At 55.3% G+C, this 18,468-nt stretch carries 17 protein-coding genes; 16 read left to right on the plus strand and 1 reads right to left on the minus strand.

The annotated features are described in order from the left end of the window. Positions 1–47: 47 nt before the first annotated feature. The 9 genes from G4V39_RS02500 to acs all read left to right on the plus strand — a co-directional run bounded on the left by G4V39_RS02500 (position 48) and on the right by acs (position 11,181). Positions 48–785: a pseudouridine synthase gene (locus G4V39_RS02500; RefSeq protein ID WP_166031437.1), complete on the plus strand. Its 738-nt coding sequence runs from the start codon at positions 48–50 to the stop codon at positions 783–785. Further along, positions 782–1,411, plus strand: coding sequence for a TPM domain-containing protein (locus G4V39_RS02505; protein ID WP_166031438.1), 630 nt, complete (start codon positions 782–784; stop codon positions 1,409–1,411). Before G4V39_RS02500 ends, G4V39_RS02505 begins: the two co-directional genes overlap by 4 nt. 193 nt (positions 1,412–1,604) lie before the next feature. Continuing rightward, entirely contained in the window at positions 1,605–3,560 is a 1,956-nt protein-coding gene (locus tag G4V39_RS02510) for a sodium:solute symporter family protein (protein ID WP_166031439.1), read from the plus strand. A gap of 45 nt (positions 3,561–3,605) precedes the next feature. After that, on the plus strand, positions 3,606–4,193 hold the full coding sequence (locus tag G4V39_RS02515; protein WP_166031440.1) for a tetratricopeptide repeat protein: 588 nt from the start codon (positions 3,606–3,608) through the stop codon (positions 4,191–4,193). Beyond that, the gene (locus G4V39_RS02520; RefSeq protein ID WP_166031441.1) at positions 4,190–4,741 is read left to right on the plus strand and encodes a hydrolase; all 552 of its coding nucleotides are present in this window, start codon (positions 4,190–4,192) and stop codon (positions 4,739–4,741) included. The genes G4V39_RS02515 and G4V39_RS02520 overlap by 4 nt, the downstream gene beginning before the upstream one ends. A 7-nt stretch (positions 4,742–4,748) precedes the next feature. Further along, on the plus strand, positions 4,749–6,212 hold the full coding sequence (locus tag G4V39_RS02525) for a 3'-5' exonuclease (protein ID WP_166031442.1): 1,464 nt from the start codon (positions 4,749–4,751) through the stop codon (positions 6,210–6,212). Beyond that, a complete protein-coding gene (locus tag G4V39_RS02530; RefSeq protein WP_166031443.1) occupies positions 6,212–7,711 on the plus strand; it encodes a putative nucleotidyltransferase substrate binding domain-containing protein in 1,500 nt (499 codons plus the stop codon). Before G4V39_RS02525 ends, G4V39_RS02530 begins: the two co-directional genes overlap by 1 nt. Positions 7,712–7,802: 91 nt before the next feature. After that, positions 7,803–9,113, plus strand: a complete 1,311-nt coding sequence (locus G4V39_RS02535; RefSeq protein WP_166031444.1) for a FlxA-like family protein — start codon at positions 7,803–7,805, stop codon at positions 9,111–9,113. A gap of 76 nt (positions 9,114–9,189) precedes the next feature. Next, positions 9,190–11,181: an acetate--CoA ligase gene (acs, locus tag G4V39_RS02540; protein WP_166031445.1), complete on the plus strand. Its 1,992-nt coding sequence runs from the start codon at positions 9,190–9,192 to the stop codon at positions 11,179–11,181. A 32-nt stretch (positions 11,182–11,213) separates the two neighbouring features. On the opposite strand, the gene G4V39_RS02545 is transcribed toward acs, so the two are convergent. Beyond that, positions 11,214–11,633, minus strand: a complete 420-nt coding sequence (locus tag G4V39_RS02545; RefSeq protein ID WP_166031446.1) for a secondary thiamine-phosphate synthase enzyme YjbQ — start codon at positions 11,631–11,633, stop codon at positions 11,214–11,216. 151 nt (positions 11,634–11,784) lie between these two features. Between G4V39_RS02545 and G4V39_RS02550 the strand changes: the two genes are divergently transcribed. From G4V39_RS02550 to G4V39_RS02580, 7 genes are all read left to right on the plus strand, one after another. Beyond that, positions 11,785–12,609, plus strand: coding sequence for a phosphoribosylformylglycinamidine synthase subunit PurQ (locus tag G4V39_RS02550; protein WP_166031447.1), 825 nt, complete (start codon positions 11,785–11,787; stop codon positions 12,607–12,609). Continuing rightward, a complete protein-coding gene (gene tatC, locus G4V39_RS02555) occupies positions 12,609–13,325 on the plus strand; it encodes a twin-arginine translocase subunit TatC (protein ID WP_166031448.1) in 717 nt (238 codons plus the stop codon). The genes G4V39_RS02550 and tatC overlap by 1 nt, the downstream gene beginning before the upstream one ends. Before the next feature lie 66 nt (positions 13,326–13,391). Beyond that, a complete protein-coding gene (ku, locus tag G4V39_RS02560) occupies positions 13,392–14,222 on the plus strand; it encodes a non-homologous end joining protein Ku (protein ID WP_166031449.1) in 831 nt (276 codons plus the stop codon). Next, on the plus strand, positions 14,203–15,132 hold the full coding sequence (gene ligD, locus G4V39_RS02565) for a non-homologous end-joining DNA ligase (RefSeq protein WP_166031450.1): 930 nt from the start codon (positions 14,203–14,205) through the stop codon (positions 15,130–15,132). The genes ku and ligD overlap by 20 nt, the downstream gene beginning before the upstream one ends. Further along, entirely contained in the window at positions 15,107–15,922 is an 816-nt protein-coding gene (locus tag G4V39_RS02570; protein WP_166031451.1) for a tetratricopeptide repeat protein, read from the plus strand. Before ligD ends, G4V39_RS02570 begins: the two co-directional genes overlap by 26 nt. After that, positions 15,919–17,637, plus strand: a complete 1,719-nt coding sequence (gene polX, locus G4V39_RS02575) for a DNA polymerase/3'-5' exonuclease PolX (protein WP_166031452.1) — start codon at positions 15,919–15,921, stop codon at positions 17,635–17,637. Before G4V39_RS02570 ends, polX begins: the two co-directional genes overlap by 4 nt. 87 nt (positions 17,638–17,724) lie before the next feature. Continuing rightward, entirely contained in the window at positions 17,725–18,462 is a 738-nt protein-coding gene (locus tag G4V39_RS02580; protein WP_166031453.1) for an ATP-binding protein, read from the plus strand. Positions 18,463–18,468 lie beyond the last annotated feature (6 nt).

Genomic DNA, 18,468 nt, shown 5'->3' on the forward strand with positions numbered 1-18,468 from the left:
AGGCAAGATGCTGTTTTTCTATTCAGCTATCGATATGGAGGGAGAGGGTGGCTGAAGAGAGACTGCAAAAGTTGATTGCCCGAGCCGGTGTAACCTCGCGACGGAAGGCCGAAGAACTCATCAGGGCCGGAAGGGTAAAGATAGACGGCCAGGTGGTCTGCGAGCTGGGCCTTAAGGTGGACCCAGAAAAAAGCGACATCCGGGTTGACGATCAACCCATACGTCTGGAGCCTCCGGTCTATCTCCTTCTTCATAAGCCAGCAGGTTATCTCACGGCCCTCTCTGACCCGCATGGGCGGCGCACGATAAAGGATCTTATCAAGGAGGTGCCCTATCGAGTCTTCCCTGTAGGACGGCTGGACAACGCTACCGAAGGTCTTCTTATCCTCACCAACGATGGGGAGCTGGCCCACCGCCTCCTCCACCCCCGCTACGGGGTAGAAAAAGTCTATCATGCCCAGGTAAAGGGGCATCCCCGCCCGGAAAAGATTAAATGGCTTATAGAAGAGGGGGTGATCGTTGAGGGCAAACGGGTGCGTCCCCGCTCAATTAAGCAACTAGGGCGGACCAGGCGAACAACCATGTTCGAGGTGGTGGTCACCGAGGGTCGAAAAAGAGAAATCCGGCATCTCTTTGCCGCCATTGGTCATCCGGTAAGGTATCTTAAGCGAGTCCGCTTTGGTCCCCTGACCCTTGGAGATCTACCCATAGGAGGGTGGCGCTATCTGAGCCCAGAGGAAGTCCAGGCTCTCAAAAAGATAATCAAGGGAGGAGATAAGACTTGAAGCCCCTTTTTAACCAGGAGGCCCAAAGGAAGGTAGCCCAGGCCGTGGCTGAAGCCGAGGCCAAAACCTCGGCAGAGATCGCCGTCATGGTGGTGGGGCATAGTGGACGCTACCGGGAGGCCGAGATCTTGGCCGCAATCCTGTGGGGACACCTGCTGGCCTTTTTAATTACCGTAAACCTAAAAACTCCCTCTCTTTGGCTATACATTCCCCAGGAATTTATCTATTCGGGCCTTTTCTTCCTTCTCACCCGACGATTTCCCTGGCTAAAAAGGCCTTTTATCTCCCCTGGCCGGCGCAAAGATAAAGTTCGGCTCAGGGCCCAAAGGGCCTTTTTTGAGCACGGCCTCCACCTCACCAGGGAGGCCACCGGAGTTTTGATTTTCATCTCCCTTTTCGAACGCCGCGTAATGATCCTGGCTGACAGGGGTGTCATGGCCAAGGTCTCCCAGGAATCCCTGGACCACCTGGCCACCAGACTGGCCAGGGCTATGAGGGAAGGAAGGGCCTCCGAGGGACTCTGTGAGGTAATCAGGCAGTTGGGTGAGCTCCTCTCCCGGCATCTTCCCCCACGTCCTGACGACACAAACGAACTCCCCAACGAGATCATCATCCGCCAAGAATAAAGGCAAAACCTCCCTGAAACACCTTAAAAAACCCGATTTATTTCATTAGTTAACATTTAATTTTGACTTTCTTTGATAAATAAGATATTCAGCTAAAAATTGAATTTAGAAAGAAAGGAGGTGAAAGGCTAGCGGTGGCTTCACTTTTCAAAGTTCAAAAGGGCTGGAGACCATTTTTCGAGAGGAGGTTTTTATGGCGCCAAAGGTAATTTGGCTGTTTGTCTTTGTGGCTCTCTACTGGACATACTGTATCTTTTGGGGGATCAAAGGAGCCCGGACGGCCAGGACGGCCTCCGACTATTTCATTGCCGGTCGCAAGATTCCCCTCTGGGTCTTCGTTCTGGCGGCTACGGCCACTTCGTTTTCTGGATGGACATTCATCGGCCATCCGGGGCTGGTCTATCGAGACGGGTTCCAGTATGCCTTCGCCTCTTTCTACGCCATTACCATTCCCTTTACCGGGGTAATCTTTCTTAAGCGTCAGTGGATGTTGGGCAAACGCTTTGGTTATGTAACCCCAGGGGAAATGTTTGCCCACTACTATCAGTCCAACATCATTCGGCTCCTGGTAGTCATTGTGGCCCTGGTCTTTTCCATTCCCTACCTTGGAGTCCAGCTTCGGGCCTCAGGGTTTCTTTTTAACGTCCTCACAGATGGCCTCCTGGGAGTGGAGGTCGGAATGTGGCTTCTTTCTATTGTCGTTATTCTTTATGTGGCTATGGGCGGCCTCAGGGCCGTAGCCTATGTGGACACCATGCAGTGTATCCTTCTGGCCCTGGGTATTGTGGCCATTGGCCTTATCACCCTCCAATCGGTAGGTGGCTGGCATGCCCTCCAGGAAGGCATTTTTAAGATGACCCAGGTGGACACCAAGCTAACCCCTGACGGCTATAGCCACTATGTGGCCATTCCGGGGGTAATTCAGTTTGTAAAGAGTGGCCCCAGTGCTGTAGGTGGAGCCTGGACAGGAATAATGATCCTCACCTATATGTTTGCCCTTATGGGGATCCAATCTGCCCCGGCCTTTTCCATGTGGGCCTTCTCCAACAAGAACCCCAAACCCTTTGCCCCTCAGCAGGTCTGGGCCTCTTCCGCGGGTATCGGCTTCATCCTCATTGTTTTTACCGCTATCCAGGGGATGGGAGGCCATCTCATCGGCGCCGATCACAAACTCCTGGAGCTGGGTATAGCCAAAGACGTGCTCAACCTCCACAAAGACCTGATGGAGATGCCCGGAAAGCAGGGCATGCTGGTGCCGGCCCTCATAAACATTATGGCCGACACCGCCCCCTGGCTGGTAGGGCTTCTGGCCGTTTGTGCCCTGGCAGCCATGCAGTCAACAGGATCAGCTTATATGTCTACGGCCGCCGGCATGATCACCCGAGATCTTTATCGTTTTTACCTGCGTCCAGATGCCTCTCACGCCGAGCAGAAACTCTTCGGGCGCATTGCCGTGCTCATCGTGGTCGGGGCGGCCTTGATAGTGGCCACTACATCCAAGGATGCCCTGGTTCTTCTGGGCGGCTTGGCTGTCGCCTATGGCTTCCAGATGTGGCCCGCCTTAATCGGCATCTGCTACTGGCCCTGGTTAACCAGACAGGGAATCGTCTTGGGGCTTATTGCCGGACTTATCGCTGTAACCTGCACTGAAACCATTGGCCAGAAGTGGTTGGGGATTAAGGCCTGGGGCCGCTGGCCCCTGACCATCCACTCCGCTGGTTGGGGGATCATCTTCAACCTGGGCATCGCCATCATTGTCAGCGCCTTTACCCAAGACCGTAAGGTCCAGGAGCACAAGGCCCAATTCCACCACTTCTTAAAGGAGCACGCCGGGCTCTCTCCCGAGAAGAAAAGGCTGGTTCCCCTGGCCTGGGCCATCACCCTCATCTGGTTCTTCTTCGCCATAGGTCCTGGAGCCGTGCTGAGCAACACCATCTTTGGCAATCCCAAAGACATGAGCACCTGGATCTTTGGCATGCCTTCCATCTGGGCCTGGCAGATCATCTGGTGGGCCTTGGGGGTCTTTATGATGTGGTTTCTGGCCTACAAGATGGAAATGTCAACCATGCCGGACAAGGAAATCGTCGCCCTGGTAGAAGATATTGCGGATCTCAAGAAGGCCCGTTTTGATCTGGATATGCCAGATTAAGCAGCAGATGGGGGCAAAGCCCCCATCTGCCAACGGGTGTCCTCTATGACTCGAAGGGATCTGCTCAATCTCCTCTTCGGCCTTTCCCTGGTGGGCCTTATGGCCTGGGGTTTTCTCACGGTTACGGCAGATAAAGAACACTTTCCCGGGGAGATGACCTATCGTGAGGGCAACTATCGCCTTGAGCGCGGCCAATATCAAAAGGCTCTGGAGTGTTTTCGGAGGGTTGAAGAATTAAATCCAGATTTTCTTCCGGCCCGACTCGGCCAGGCTCTGGTCTTTATTCAGACAAAAGACTACTCCCGGGCCCTTGAAATCCTGAACAACCTGGTGGTTCAAGACCCCCAATTTGCTGAGGCCTGGGCCAATCGAGGCATAGTTCATGACCATCTAGGCCGCTACCAAGAGGCCATCAGAGACTATCGCCGGGCCCTTGAGCTTGACCCAAATCTGGCCCGAGGGCCAGGGATCATTTACCGAATCCTTCATAATATAAGCCAAAAGCCCTCAACCATTGCCGATAGGCTAAGATATCTGGAGGCCGAGCTCAAAAAGCCTCCAGATAAGCGGCTTTTACGACTGCCGGAGATAGACAGCAAACAGCCCCTTAATACAGGCAGGAGGTTCCTATGAAGGCGGAGTTTTTAAAAACCGAAGATCTCGTTCTGGTGGTTGTTGATCCCCAAGAAAGGTTGATGGCCGCCATCCATGAGGCCCAAAGGGTGGAAAAGAACATCTCCCTGCTTATTCGCCTGGCTCAGAACCTAGAGATACCCATCATCCCCACAACCCAGTACGTAAAGGGCTTAGGGCCTTACGTACCCGATCTGGGGAATCTTCTTGGGGGGACGAAATACTATGACAAGGTGGAGTTCAACGCCCTCGACAACCCGGAGATCCGCTCCGCCCTGGCTGATCTAGGGCGGAAGGAGCTCCTTCTCTGCGGGGTGGAGACCCACATCTGTGTATATCAAACCGCCCTGGGGGCCCTTAAGGAGGGCTACAGCCCCCGGGTAGTTGCCGATGCCACCTCCTCCAGAAGGCCGGAGAATATGGCCTATGGTCTGGAATATCTTCGCCAACTGGCAGTGGCCGTGGTCTCCACGGAGATGGTCATCTATGAGCTTTTAAGGAAGGCCGGCACCCCGGCCTTTAAGGCCATGTTGCCTTATCTCAAATAAATTAGCCGTGTGGCCCTCGGGGATAAAGCTTCGAACCGCCTTTCTCATCCTCTGGCTGGGTGGGGTTCTGGGAGCCTTTTGGATCGGCTTTATCTGGCTCTTTCATCAGATACAGGTAAGGGAGGAAATCCCCTTTTACTTTTTGGTCTTCGGGTTTGCCTATACCTTCTGGCTTTTGTTTTTAATGATGCTCATCTATACCTATCCCTTGAGAGAAATTCGCCGTTTGGCCAAAGAGGCCGAGATACTGGTCATGGAAAATGCCCCGGACCTTGTCCCTGAAGGTCCGGTCACCCTCCACTCCCTTGAGGCCCTGGCCGAACATCTCCAGAGGCTGGGAACGGCCTTTCGCAAACGGGCCCTTGAGCTTGAACACCTGGTTGAGGAGGCCACTCGAAGACTAGAGCTGGAGAAAAATGCCCTGGCCCTTATTCTTCGGAGCCTGGCCGAGGCCGTGCTGGTTATCAGCCGGGACTTTCGCATTGTGCTTATCAACCCGGCGGCAATTCGGCTCTTTGGAGAAGACAAGGCCTTTTTAGGAGGAAGTGCCCTTACCATTTTTGATCAGAAGCTCCTGACGGATCTTCTTTTGAATCTGGAGAAATCTCCCCAGAATTGCCGCCCTATTTCCTGGAAGGAGCTTAAAGGATGGGCCTGTTTGATGCAGGACGACTCCGGCCGCACCCTGGGAATAGTCATGACCTTTCAGAGCCCTTCCGGGCCTTCCTGTCTCAGGGCCCCCAAGGAAGGGCCGGAGGAAGACCTCTCTAGCCTGACCATTACCGAGGCCCCCAAGGCCTGGCGGCCCGTAGCCTTTGATTTTGATCTCTTCGCCGCCGGCCACCTGACAGAGGTAAACCGTAAAAAAAACCTCCGGGAACTCAGCTACACCGTCTTCGACACTGAAACTACGGGGCTTGAACCCTCTCGGGGAGATCGGATTGTAGCCATTGGCGCGGTGCGCATAGAAAGGGGCAAAATATTAAGAGAGGCGATCTTTCACACCCTGGTGAATCCCCAGCGTCCCATCCCTAGATCAGCCACCAAGATCCACGGGATTACCGACGAGATGGTCCGCGATCGCCCCAGCCTAGCCGAAGTCCTGCCTCGTTTCCTGGCCTTTTGCCAGGGAACCGTCCTGGTGGCCCACAACGCCGCCTTTGATCTCAAGTTCTTAGAGCTTGAGGCCGAACGCCAGGGCCTCAAGCTCGACTTCCCGGTAGTGGACACCCTGTTAATCTCCTACGGATTATTTGAAGAGTTTCCCGGACACAATCTCGATGATATCGCTCAACGTCTGGGGATCACCGTGGCCGGCCTCCATAGCGCCCTGGGAGACGCCTTTCTTACCGCAGAGATCTTTCTGCGCTTTATTCCCTATCTGGAGCGCCGCGGGGTCCACACCCTTGAGGATCTCTTTGATTTTTGCCGCAAGATGTACTCCATTCGCAGACTCCAGAGGAAGTTCTAATGTCCGGGCCAACCGATATCCCCCGTCATCTCATCCGCCAGAGGCTCCAGGCCTTAAGCCCCTTTTCTTATGAAAGCCGGATCTCAGAGATTATGGTCTCCCCGGTCTTCACCTGTCCCTCGGATATTTCCATTCGGAAGATGGCCCAGGAGATGGCCCGGCGGCAGATTTCCTCTGCCGTGGTGGTGGGAGACGACGGAACTCCGGTAGGAATCATCACCGAACGGGATCTTCTCACCAAGGTCGTCTCCCAGGAGACAGTGGATCCAGATAGAACCCCGGCAGCGGCCATTATGAGCGCCCCTCCGGTAACCCTTCCGCCCACCGCCAGGGTATATGAGGCCCTCTCCCTGCTGGCCCGGCGGGGAATAAAACACCTTCCGGTGGTGGAAGGGGGCCAGGTGGTGGGGATTATTACCCTGCGCCATCTCATGCGTCTTACTCACGCCGAGCCTTTGGTGATCATTGGTCAGATAGAGGCCGCAAAATCAACCAAAGAGCTGGCAGAGATCAAGGCCACCTTGCCGGCCTTAGCGGCAAGCCGCCTCTCCAGTGGTCTTGCCGCCCCCCAGGTGATGGCCATGGTCTCTATGATTCACCGAGATCTCCATCGGCGGGCCTTAGAGCTGGCCCTTGAATCCATGACCTCCCCTCCCCCGGCTCCTTTCTGCCTCTTTCTTACCGGGAGCCATGGTCGAGGAGAGGCCCTCCTTAGCCCCGACCAGGATCACGGCCTGATCCTGGCAGATTATCCCGACCGGCTTTACGGAAAAATAGATGGTTTCTTTATGGAGCTAGCCACCAGATTCGGCCGCTATCTGGAGGAAATAGGCTATCCACGCTGTCCAGGATACATCATGGCCGAAAACCCTCTCTGGAGGAAACGACTTTCGGAGTGGCAGGAGCAGTTCCTCATCTGGCTTAAAATCGAAAGTTACCACACTGTAAGATACCTGACCCTTATCTTTGATGCCTCTCCCATCTTAGGAGAGCCCTCCCTTTTTGAAAAGCTACGAAACTACGAGATAAGAACCATCCAGAGACACCACAACGTCATTCGCCAGATGTATGAAGAAGAGGCCCGCCACCGGGTGCCCTTGGGGCTGTTTCGGCAGTTCATTACCGAAAAAGAGGGCCCTTACCGGGGAAAGCTGAACCTTAAACGCAGCGGCCTCATCTTTGTGGTGGAAGCTGTAAGAGTCCTGGCCCTTAAGGCCGGTATCGCCGAGGCCTCCACCCTGGAGCGCCTCCGGGCCCTGGCCAGCAAAGGGGCCCTCTCGCGAGAGGATGCCGAATACGCTGAGCATGCCTTTCATATTTTGGTTCATCACGCCCTTCAGGCCCAAATCAACTCCTGGCAGAGGGGTGAACCCATTAGTTATTACCTGAACCCCAAAGAGCTCTCCGCCTACGACCAAGACATGCTCCGCTACGCCTTCCAGGCCATAAAAAGACTTAAAGAACTGGTTGACGCTGCCTTCGGTGGCTTGATCCTCTAAGCCTGTAAATTGACGGCTTGACTAAAAGCTTAAAATTTGCGATGGACCTAAAAACGACCATTTAAGGTGAAAAAATTGCAGGAGGTGAGAGATGAAGCCTTTAAAAACATTCATTCTGGTCATTTTAGGATTTCTTCTCCTGGCGGCACCAACCTGGGCCGAGAGCACCGAGGAGCTTAAGGCCCAGATCGAGGCCCTCAAGCGCCAGATGGCTGAGATGCAGGCGGCCATGCAGGCCCAGATTGAGGCCCTCCAAAAGAAGCTGGAGCAGGTCCAGAGTCAGGGAGTGGCCCCCCAGGTGGTGGCCAAAGAGGCCCGTCCGGTCTTTAGCAAGAAAAACACCGAATGGCTCCTTTACGGCAAGCTTAAAACCGACCTTACCTATGACACGGCCAAGATGACTTACTACAACGACTTCATCGGGGCGGTGGCCAATCGGAGCAGGACCGAAAACGCTGATTCCGGCAACGATTCCACCAACTTTAACCCCCGGGATACCCGCTTTGGCTTCTGGGCGGCCCATAAAGAGGGAGACTGGCTGGTCAAAGGACGCTTTGAGATGGACTTCTACGGCTATAACAACGGCAACAATCTCATCCCGCGGATGCGCCTGGCCTACTCGGATATCACCAATCTGGCCACCAAGACCAGCCTTCGCATTGGGCAAGACTGGATCCCGGTGGCCAGGCTGAATCCCTCCACCATAGACTTTGGTATCCTGAGTGCCGCTGGCAACCTCTGGTGGCGGGTTCCCCAGGTAACCCTGCGCCAAAAGATTAACAAAAACTGGGAGCTCCTCCTGGCCCTCATGAAGCACCGGCGGCTTGATCCCAACCGTGAGGACCGTATGCCCTGGGCCCTGGCCCGGGTGGCCTACAGTGGCGGTCTTCTTGGCCCAGGGAACATGATCGCCCTGGGTGGCGGTTACCGTCATGCCAGCTACCAAGCAGAGGATTCCAGCAACGTTGATCGCTGGCTGGCCGTGGCCGAATGGAAGTTCCACCTTCTGGACAAAAGGCTCCTTTTCAAAGGTGAGGCCTGGTTTGGTAAGGGGATCGGAGAGAGCTTTCTCCGCTACGAGCTGGACACCCGGGAAGACGGCAAGGCCGCCTGGGCCTCAGGAGGCTGGGCTGACGTTACCTGGTTTTTTGCCCCCCGCTGGTCGGCTACGGTGGGTTTAGGGTTTGACAACCCCAGCGACAGCGATATCATGAAGGGGCGCACCGTTGCTGATCTTAGCGATCGTCAGTTTACCCAAAACAGCCAGTATTTTGCCAACGTCTGGTATCAACTCACCAAACCACTTAAGGTGGGGTTTGAGGTTATCCATATAGAGACCGAAAGAGACTATCAGACAGATGTGGCCAACCGATTTACCCTTTCGGTTCAGTATCTATTTTAGCCGCGGGCTTTAAAAAGCGGGGCCGGTTGGCCCCGCTTTTTTTATGTTACCAAAATCACATTAGGAGGTGCCCTCTATGTCCCAGACCACCAAGATTGAATCGGTCCTCAAGGAACAGCGGGTTTTCTATCCCCCTCAGGCCGGCCGAGACGAGGCCTACATTGCCACCATGCATGAATACCGAGAGATCTATCGCTACAGTCTTGAGGATCCGGATGGCTTCTGGAGTGAACGGGCCAAGGAGCTGGTCAGCTGGTTCCGCCTCTGGGATCGGACATGCCATTGGGATTTCGAAAAACCAGAGATCCGCTTCTTTGAAGGAGGAAAGCTCAACGCCTGCTACAACTGCCTCGATCGCCATCTTACCGGAGAGACCAAAAACAAAGCGGCCATTATCTGGCAGGGTGAACCCGACGAAGATGTCCGGGTCTATACCTATCAGATGCTCCACCGGGAGGTGTGCCGCTTCGCCAACGTTCTCAAAAAACTGGGTATCAAGAAGGGAGATCGGGTGGCCATCTATCTGCCCATGATCCCTGAACTTCCGGTAGTTATGCTGGCCTGTGCCCGGATCGGAGCCATCCATTCGGTGGTCTTTGGAGGGTTCTCCTCCGAGAGTCTCAAAACCCGTATTCAGGACTGTGAGGCCCGACTCCTTATCACCGCTGATGGTTGCTGGCGAGCGGGTCGAAAGATAGAGCTCAAGAAAAATGCCGATGAGGCCCTGAAGGATTGTCCCACGGTGGAAAAATGCATTGTCGTCAAGCGTCTGGGGCTGGATATAAACTGGGAGCCTGAAAGAGACATCTGGTATCACGAGGCCATCTGGGCTGAAGATATTAAGGATTGGTGCGAGTGTGAGGAGATGGATGCCGAGGATATCCTTTTTATCCTCTACACCTCAGGATCCACCGGAAAGCCCAAGGGGGTCTTCCATACCACCGGCGGCTATTTGGTCTACACAGCCCACACCCTTCAATGGGTCTTTGATCTTAAGGCCGAAGATATCTTCTGGTGTACGGCCGACATTGGCTGGATCACCGGCCATTCATATATCGTCTATGGTCCGTTGACCTTAGGGGCTACGGAGATAATGTATGAAAGCGTTCCCACCTATCCTCATCCAGGAAGGTTCTGGGAGCTATGTGAGCGCTACGCCGTGACCCTCTTCTACACCGCCCCTACGGTGATAAGGGCCCTGATGCGCGAAGGAGACGAATGGCCCCACAAATATGATCTCTCTTCTCTGCGAATTTTAGGCACAGTGGGTGAGCCCATTAATCCCGAGGCCTGGCTCTGGTATTATACCCACGTTGGCCAGGGGCGCTGTCCCATTGTGGATACCTGGTGGCAGACAGAAACCGGAGGTTTTCTCATCTCTCCCATTCCCTACGCCATGCCCCTTAAGCCAGGTTCGGCCACCCTGGCCCTGCCCGGAGTCGAACCCGTCATCCTTAAAGACGACGGCACCCCCGCCGGGGTCAACGAAGGGGGACACCTGTGTATGGCCCGGGCCTGGCCGGGAATGCTCCGGGGGGTCTGGGGTGATCCAGAACGTTTTAAGCAGATCTACTTCAGCCGCTTCAAGGGCTACTACTACACCGGCGATGGGGCCAGGCAGGATGAAGACGGCTACTTCTGGATCATGGGTCGCCTTGATGATGTCATCAACGTCTCCGGCCACCGGCTGGGCACCATGGAGCTTGAGTCTGCCCTGGTAGCCCACCCGGCGGTAGCCGAGGCCGCGGTCATCGGTGTCCCCCATGAGGTAAAGGGAGAGACCATCTACGCCTTCGTCATCCTCAAGGAGGGCTATGAGCCCTCAGATGAGCTGCGCAAGGAGCTTGTCAAGCACGTCCGGACAGTTATCGGGCCCATTGCCACACCGGAGTATCTCCAGTTTGTCTCCGGACTGCCCAAGACCCGCTCGGGGAAAATCATGCGCCGTATCCTGAGAAAGATTGCCACCGGCCAGTATGAAGACCTGGGTGATACCAGCACCCTGGCTGACCCGGCAGTGGTGGATGAACTCATAAAGGGCCGGAAAGAGCTACTGAAAAGCAAATAGGGTCAAAGAGGGGGGGCGGGCTCCGCCCCCCTTTATTCTCCTATCAGCTGAACCACTAACCGGCGCCGGCGGGGCCGGTTATCAAAGTCTAAAAAGACCACTTGCTGCCAGGTCCCAAGGAGCAGACGGCCTTCCTTAAAGGGAATACTCAAAGATGGCTTCATCAGGGCCGCCCGAACGTGGGAAAAGCCATTTCCGTCGCCCCAGGCCAGATCATGCTCATAGGCCATATCCTGGGGGACAAGACGCTCAAGGGCCCGCTTAAGGTCGGAGATGACCCCGGATTCAAACTCAATGGTGGTCACCGCTCCGGTGGAGCCCGGAACAAAGACCGTGAGGCATCCTTCAGAAAGCCCTGAGTCCTCAAGGATCTCCTGCACCTGAGGGGTAATATCCAGGGTATCGCCAAATCCACGGGTGGAGAGAGAAAAGTCTCTAGTAATCACCCTCATTCTTATTCACCCCCTTAAAAAACCAGAATATTAACCACTATAGCCTTCCAGATGGCGGCTTCCAGTCCTGAGAAAGGGCGGATTTCAAGGCTTGAAGTGGTCTTTAAGAGGCTGTAGAGAAGGGGAGGACATCGCCTAAGGAGAGATAACCATGGCCCAAGTAAAGGTCTTAGTTCTGGCCGGGTTTGGAACCAACTGTGAACGGGAAACAGCTTACGCCTGCCGAGCGGTGGGGGCCGACCGGGTGGACATTGTCCACCAGGCCGAACTCATCCACGGGGACCGGCGTCTTGATGATTTCAATTTTCTCTGTCTGCCCGGGGGGTTCCTGGATGGAGACAACCTGGGTGCCGCCCAGGCGGCGGCCCACCGTTTTCGCCACGCCCGGGTCAAGACCACCGGTGAACCTCTAATGGAGCAGCTCCTGGCCTTTATCAAAAAAGGCGGCCTTATTCTGGGAATCTGTAATGGCTTCCAGTTAATGGTCAAACTGGGGCTGTTGCCCGGCTTTGATGGCCTCTATACCCAGCGCCTGGTCTCCCTCACCTATAACGACTCCGGGCGCTTTGAGGATCGCTGGGTCTGGTTAAAGGTAAACCCTCAGTCCCCCTGCATCTTTACCCGGGGGCTGGAGAGACTCTATCTTCCTGTGCGTCACGGTGAGGGTAAGTTCGTCACCCTTGATGAAAAAGTCCTTGAGCGTCTTAAAGAAGAGAACCTCCACACCCTCCAATATGCGGATCCTCAAACAGGAGAGCCGACCCAGACTTATCCTCTCAACCCCAATGGCTCGATGGCGGCCATCGCCGGCCTCTGTGATCCCACGGGGCGTCTCTTTGGCCTCATGCCTCACCCTGAGGCCTTCAATCACCGGACAAACCACCCTGCCTGGACAAGGGAGAGTTTGCCAGAGGAGGGGCTGGGTCTTAGCCTTTTCCGAAATGCGGTGGAGTACCTACGTCAGAGAGATGTCTGATGCGCTCCCCCGACCCTAGTCTGTATCATCGAACCCTTATCTTCCTCTTTGAGCTAAGAAAGGCCATCCTCTTGATGGCCGGCCTCTTTGTAACCACGGTGATAGGTCTGTATTTTTACTCCCCCATTCTCCTGCGCCATCTTCAGCATCATCTTCACCAGAAGCTGGCCTTTTTCGGGATTGCTGAACCCTTTTTGGCAATGCTCAAGCTCTCAGTGGCCTCGGCCGTCTTCATCCTCATGCCTCTTATTCTCCTGCGCATTTGGCTGGCCCTGGCAGCCACCTTTCATCTCTCCCGCCTCTTTGGCCTGATCTTCGTTTTGGTGGCCACGGCCCTCTTTTATGCCGGGGCTGCCTTCTGCTACTTTGTCACCCTACCCTTTGGAATCAAATTTCTCCTTTCCTACGGTAGTGGAAGAATCGAACCGGTTATCTCTGTAGGCAAGTTCGTCTCCTTTGTGGGTCTTTTTATCATTGCCTTTGGTCTCATCTTTGAGCTTCCCCTGATTATGATCCTTTTGGCCAGATTGGGGCTGGTAAGGCCCCAAACCATGGCCCGCTACCGACGCCATGCCATCCTGATCATCTCCATCCTGGCCGCTGTGCTCACCCCCACGCCCGATGTAATAAATATGTCTCTTATGGCCCTACCCCTTTATTTCCTCTTTGAGGCCGGGCTTCTGCTCTCCCGCCCCTTCGCCAGGAAGGTTGCCTGAAAGAGCCCTTGATCTCCGAAGGGCCGAGCTATATGGTCAAAATAGTAAATAGAAGGGAGGCGGTCGATGAGGGCTATCTGGTCAGGGGTCTTAAGGATCTCTCTGGTGACCATTCCCATCAAACTCTACCAGGCGGTCAGCAAAAAGGACCTTTCCTTTCATCTGGTGCACCGGAAATGCGGCACCCGGATCAGATACGAAAAGGTCTGCCCCCGCTGCGGCCGGCCGGTAAGCGACGAAGAGATCATCCGGGCCTGGCCGCTGGACAGAGAGCACTACGTGTTTATTAGCGACGAAGAGCTTGAGAGTCTGCGCCTCTCTTCTTCTGGGGCCATAGAGATTAAGGGTTTTATTCCGCCCCAGTCGGTCCCGCCGCTCTTTTATGCTGACTGGCACTACCTTGCTCCCGATGGACCGGCGGCCGAAGAGGCCTTGGCTCTTTTTTATCGGGCCATGGAGGAGACCGGGCGGGCGGCTCTGGGAGAGGCCATTATCCGCAACCGCCAACGCCCCTTTCTTATTAAACCCTACGAGGGAAAGTTTCTGGTCTGCACCCTTCACTTTCGGGATGAGGTCCTGGCGGCCGAGGGCCTAAGGCTCTCCGGCCTTAAGGGGCTTGATCCCCAGGGCCTTTCCCTGGCCAAGACCATTGTTGAGAACCTCAGCCTGGACTTTGACCCCCAGACCTTGGTGGATCACTACCGGGAGGCCGTCATGGCCCTCATCGAGGCCAAGGCCAGAGGTGAGGCCGTTGAGATTCGCCCCGAAAAGGAAAAGGCCCGGGTAGTCAGCCTTATGGAGGCCTTAAAGAGGAGTGCCCAGGAGACTGCCGGCCAGAGGCTGGTCCGGGCCAAAGGCCGGGCCTTAAAAAAGGACCGTGTCCGAAAAACTTCCTGAAACCATCCGGCCCATGTTGGCCTATCTAAGTGCCCCCTTTGACTCCCCTGACCATCTCTATGAAGTCAAATGGGATGGCACCAGGTGTCTTCTCTTTTTGGAAAGAGGCCGGTTAAGGCTTCAGAACCGCCGGCTGCGAGATATCACTTACCGCTACCCCGAATTTAGCCATCTCTCCGAAGTCATTCCCCAGGATGGAGTAGTTCTTGATGGAGAAATTGTGGTCTTAAAAGAGGGGCGGCCGCACTTTACCAGCCTTCAGGAGCGAGAACATACCCGATCTAAAGAAAAAATCCGTCTTCTTTCCCGGAGCCTTCCGGCGACGTATATAGTCTTTGATCTTCTCTACCTTGGTTATAAACCCCTCCTTAACCTTCCCCTTATTCGGCGTCGAGAATATCTTCGGAAACTTCTACCCCAGGATCCCTATCTGGTGGAATCCGAATATGTTCTCAACCGGGGGCTCGACTTCTTTGCCGCCGTCTGTCAGAGAGGTTTAGAGGGGGTGATGGCCAAAGACATCCGAAGCCCTTATCTCCCCGGCCAGAGAAGCCATTACTGGCTTAAATTCAAACCCCGGGGCCGGAGACGATGCCTTATTGTGGGTTATATACCCGGCCCCAAAGGCGGCCTCCGCTCTCTCCTGGTGGCAGAGGAGACCGAAGAGGGACTGCGCTTCCGGGGACGCGTGGGAACGGGCCTCAAGCAGGAAGAAGAAAGATTGCTCCTCCAGCGTCTCCAGAAATTGCCCCCGGGGCGTCCTTTTCCGACCGTAAAAATTAAAGATGCCCACTGGGTAAGCCCGGAGCTTAGCTGCCTGGTATCTTATCAGGAGATAACCAACAAGGGACGCTTCAGGGCCCCTGTCTTTGAGGGGTTGGTAGATGAAACAGGCCTTCAGACTCGATGAAGTCGTCAGGCTAACCGGCCTTTCGGCCAGCCAGATAAAGACCCTGGCCCGCCGGAGAATCGTTCCCTCCGGCCGGGACAAAGATGGCCCCTTCTGGGGGTTTCGAGAGCTTCGGGCCCTGCGCCGAATCAAGGCCTTTTTGGACCAGGGGATGGACCTGGAGAGGCTCATCAGAGGCCTCAGAAGGCTTGATCCAGAGGACCTCCCTCGCCTTGAGCTCCGCGGAAGACGGCTTCTTTTACGAAGAGGGGACGTACTCCTTGAGCCCGGTGGCCAGCTCTGCCTAGACTTCTCCCCTCTCTGCCCCCAGACCCTTGACCTCTCCCCTACCACGGCTGAAGGTTGGTTTTACCTGGGGCTTTCCCGGGAGGCCCAGGGGGATCAAAGCGGAGCCCTGCTAGCCTATCAGAAGGCCCTTGAACTTGACCCTCAGCATGCCGACAGCCTGGTCAATCTGGGCAACCTCCACTACCAAGAGGGAGATCTTTCCCAGGCCAAGGAGCGCTACTTTGAGGCCCTGATAATCGAACCAGACCATCCGGAGGCCTCCTTTAACCTGGGCTGTCTCCTTATGGAAGAGGCCGAGCCGGCCATGGCCGCTGTCTTCTTCCGCCGGGTGGTGGAGAAAGATCCGGAATTCAGTGATGCTTACTTCTGCCTTGGAGAGGCCCTCCTGCTCATTGATCGGACCAGAGAGGCCCGGATATGGTTGAAACGCTATCTTTCTGTAGACCCCCAGGGGCCTTACGCCCCCCTGGCCCGGAAGCTTCTCAAAGGGGGTAGCCCATGAAGAACAAAGAGGTGGCCGAGGTTCTGCGCCATATTGCCGCCCTTTTAGAAATTAAAGGCGATAATCCCTTCCGGGTTCGGGCCTATCAGAGGGCCGCTCAAAACATCGAGGCCCTCACTGTAGACGTAGAGGAACTGGCCCGGGCCGGAAAGCTGGAACGGATTCCCGGTATCGGTAAGGATCTGGCCCAGAAGATTAAGGAGATCATCAGCACCGGTACCTGTCAGAAGTACGAAGACTTAAAGAGAGAAGTTCCTCCTGAGCTGATAAACCTCCTGTCCATCCCCGGAGTGGGCCCTAAAACGGCCAAGCTTCTCTATGAAAAGCTGGGCATAAAGAGCATTGAGGAGCTGGAACGGGCCTGTTTGGAACATCGGGTAAGCCGCCTGCCTGGAATCCGATCCAAGACCGAAGAGAACATCCTGCGGGGAATCCAGCTCCTCAAACAGCACGTGGGGCGGCGACCTCTTGGGGAGATCCTGCCCTTGGCCGAGGCCCTGGTTGAGATGCTTCGCCGCCAGGCGCCTGTAGATCGAATCGATGTGGCTGGTTCCATCAGACGGCGACGGGAAACAGTCAAGGATATCGACATCCTGGTGACCTCCCGCAACCCCGCCAGGATCATGGAGGTCTTCGTCTCCCTGCCCCTGGTGGGTGAGATTATTGCCCGGGGAGAAACCAAAACCAGCGTCCGGCTCAAGGAGGGTATCCAGGTGGATCTCCGGGCGGTTGATCCCGCCTGCTACGGAGCCGCTCTGGCCTACTTTACGGGATCCAAGGCCCATAACATCCGCATCCGGGAGCTGGGGGTCCAGAGGGGCCTTAAGATTAATGAGTACGGTATCTTCCGGGGGGATGAAAGGGTGGGGGGCCGGGAGGAGGAAGAAGTCTTTGCTGCCGTTGACCTTCCCTGGATCCCTCCCGAACTCCGGGAAGACCGCGGGGAAATCGAGGCCGCCCAGGCCGGGCAACTTCCCCGCCTGGTGAATTATGATGAGATAAAGGGAGACTTTCATGTCCATTCCCTCTTCAGTGATGGGACAGCCTCCGTAGAAGAGATCGGAGCCAAGGCCAGACAGCTTGGTCTTAAGTGGGTGGGGATCTGTGATCACTCCCAAGGGCTACGGGTGGCCGGAGGGCTGACCCCAAAGGATATCGCCGCCAAGAAGGCCGCAATCCAGGCCTTCAACCGCCATAGCAAGGATGTCAAGCTCCTCTTTGGGACTGAGGTAGATATCCTTTCTGATGGCCGTCTGGACTACCCAGATGATCTCCTGCGAGAATTTGAGCTGGTAATTGCCTCTATTCATAGTGGCTTCCGTCAAGACGAAGCCACCCTGACCGGCCGGATTCTAGCGGCCATTGAAAACCCTTTAGTCCACATCGTTGGTCATCCTACTGGCCGGCTCATCGGAGAAAGAGATCCCTATCCTCTGGATCTTAAGACCATCTTCTCCGCCGCCCAAAAGGCGGGAGTGGCCCTGGAGATAAACGCCTATTACAAACGCCTTGACTTAAACGACGTAAATACCCGGGCAGCCAAAGAGGCCGGAGTCCTTCTGGCTATCGGCACCGATGCCCATAGTCTGGAACAAATGAATTTTCTTTCCCTAGGGGTAGCCGTGGCCCGAAGGGGTTGGTGTGAACCGCAGAACATTTTAAATACCTTCTCCTACCGCCAGCTAAAAGAATGGCTAAAGAAGAAAGTCTCCTGACGATTCCCTGGCCCCCTTTGATTTGAATCAAGGAGAAAGGGATCCTTTACCGTTATTCTTTAGAGAAAAAACATAAGGAGCGAACCTATGTCCAAGAGAGTGCGAAAGATAATCGAAATAGACGAAGAACTCTGTGATGGTTGCGGCCAGTGTGTGCCAGCCTGCGCCGAAGGGGCCATAGAGATCGTTAACGGCAAAGCCAGACTGGTGGCTGAAAAGTATTGTGACGGCCTGGGGGCCTGCCTTGGTGAGTGTCCAAAGGGGGCTCTGAGAATCGTTGAGCGTCCGGCGGAGGAGTTTGACGAGGAGGCCGTAAAAAAATATCTGGAAGAAAAGAAAAAGGCCCAAAACAAGGATGGCTTTACCTGCCCTTCTGCCAGGCTTCAGTTCTACGCTCAAGGAGCCCCTGCCTGTGAGACAGCCAATATTCCCCGGGCCCAGACCAATTCAGCCCTTTGCCACTGGCCCATTCAGATTCGGCTAGTTCCCCCCACGGCCCCTTTCCTTAAAGGAGCCAGACTCTTGGTGGCCGCCGACTGCACCCCGGTGGCCTATCCGCGGCTACACGAGGATTTTCTCCAGGGGAGAATCATCCTTCTCGGATGCCCCAAGTTCGACGACCCTCAGGGGTATATAGAAAAGTTCTCCCAGATCTTTGCCCAGGCAGACATTAAAGACATCACCGCTCTTATTATGGAAGTGCCCTGTTGCGGCGGTCTGCCGGTAATGATCAAAAAGGGTATGGAGCTGGCCGGCAAAGACATTCCTCTCCGGGTGGTGACCATTGGCACCCGGGGAGCCATCCTCCGGGAAGAGGACTGGTAAGGAGGC

The sequence above is a fragment of the Thermosulfuriphilus ammonigenes genome (assembly GCF_011207455.1).
Classification (GTDB): domain Bacteria; phylum Desulfobacterota; class Thermodesulfobacteria; order Thermodesulfobacteriales; family ST65; genus Thermosulfuriphilus; species Thermosulfuriphilus ammonigenes.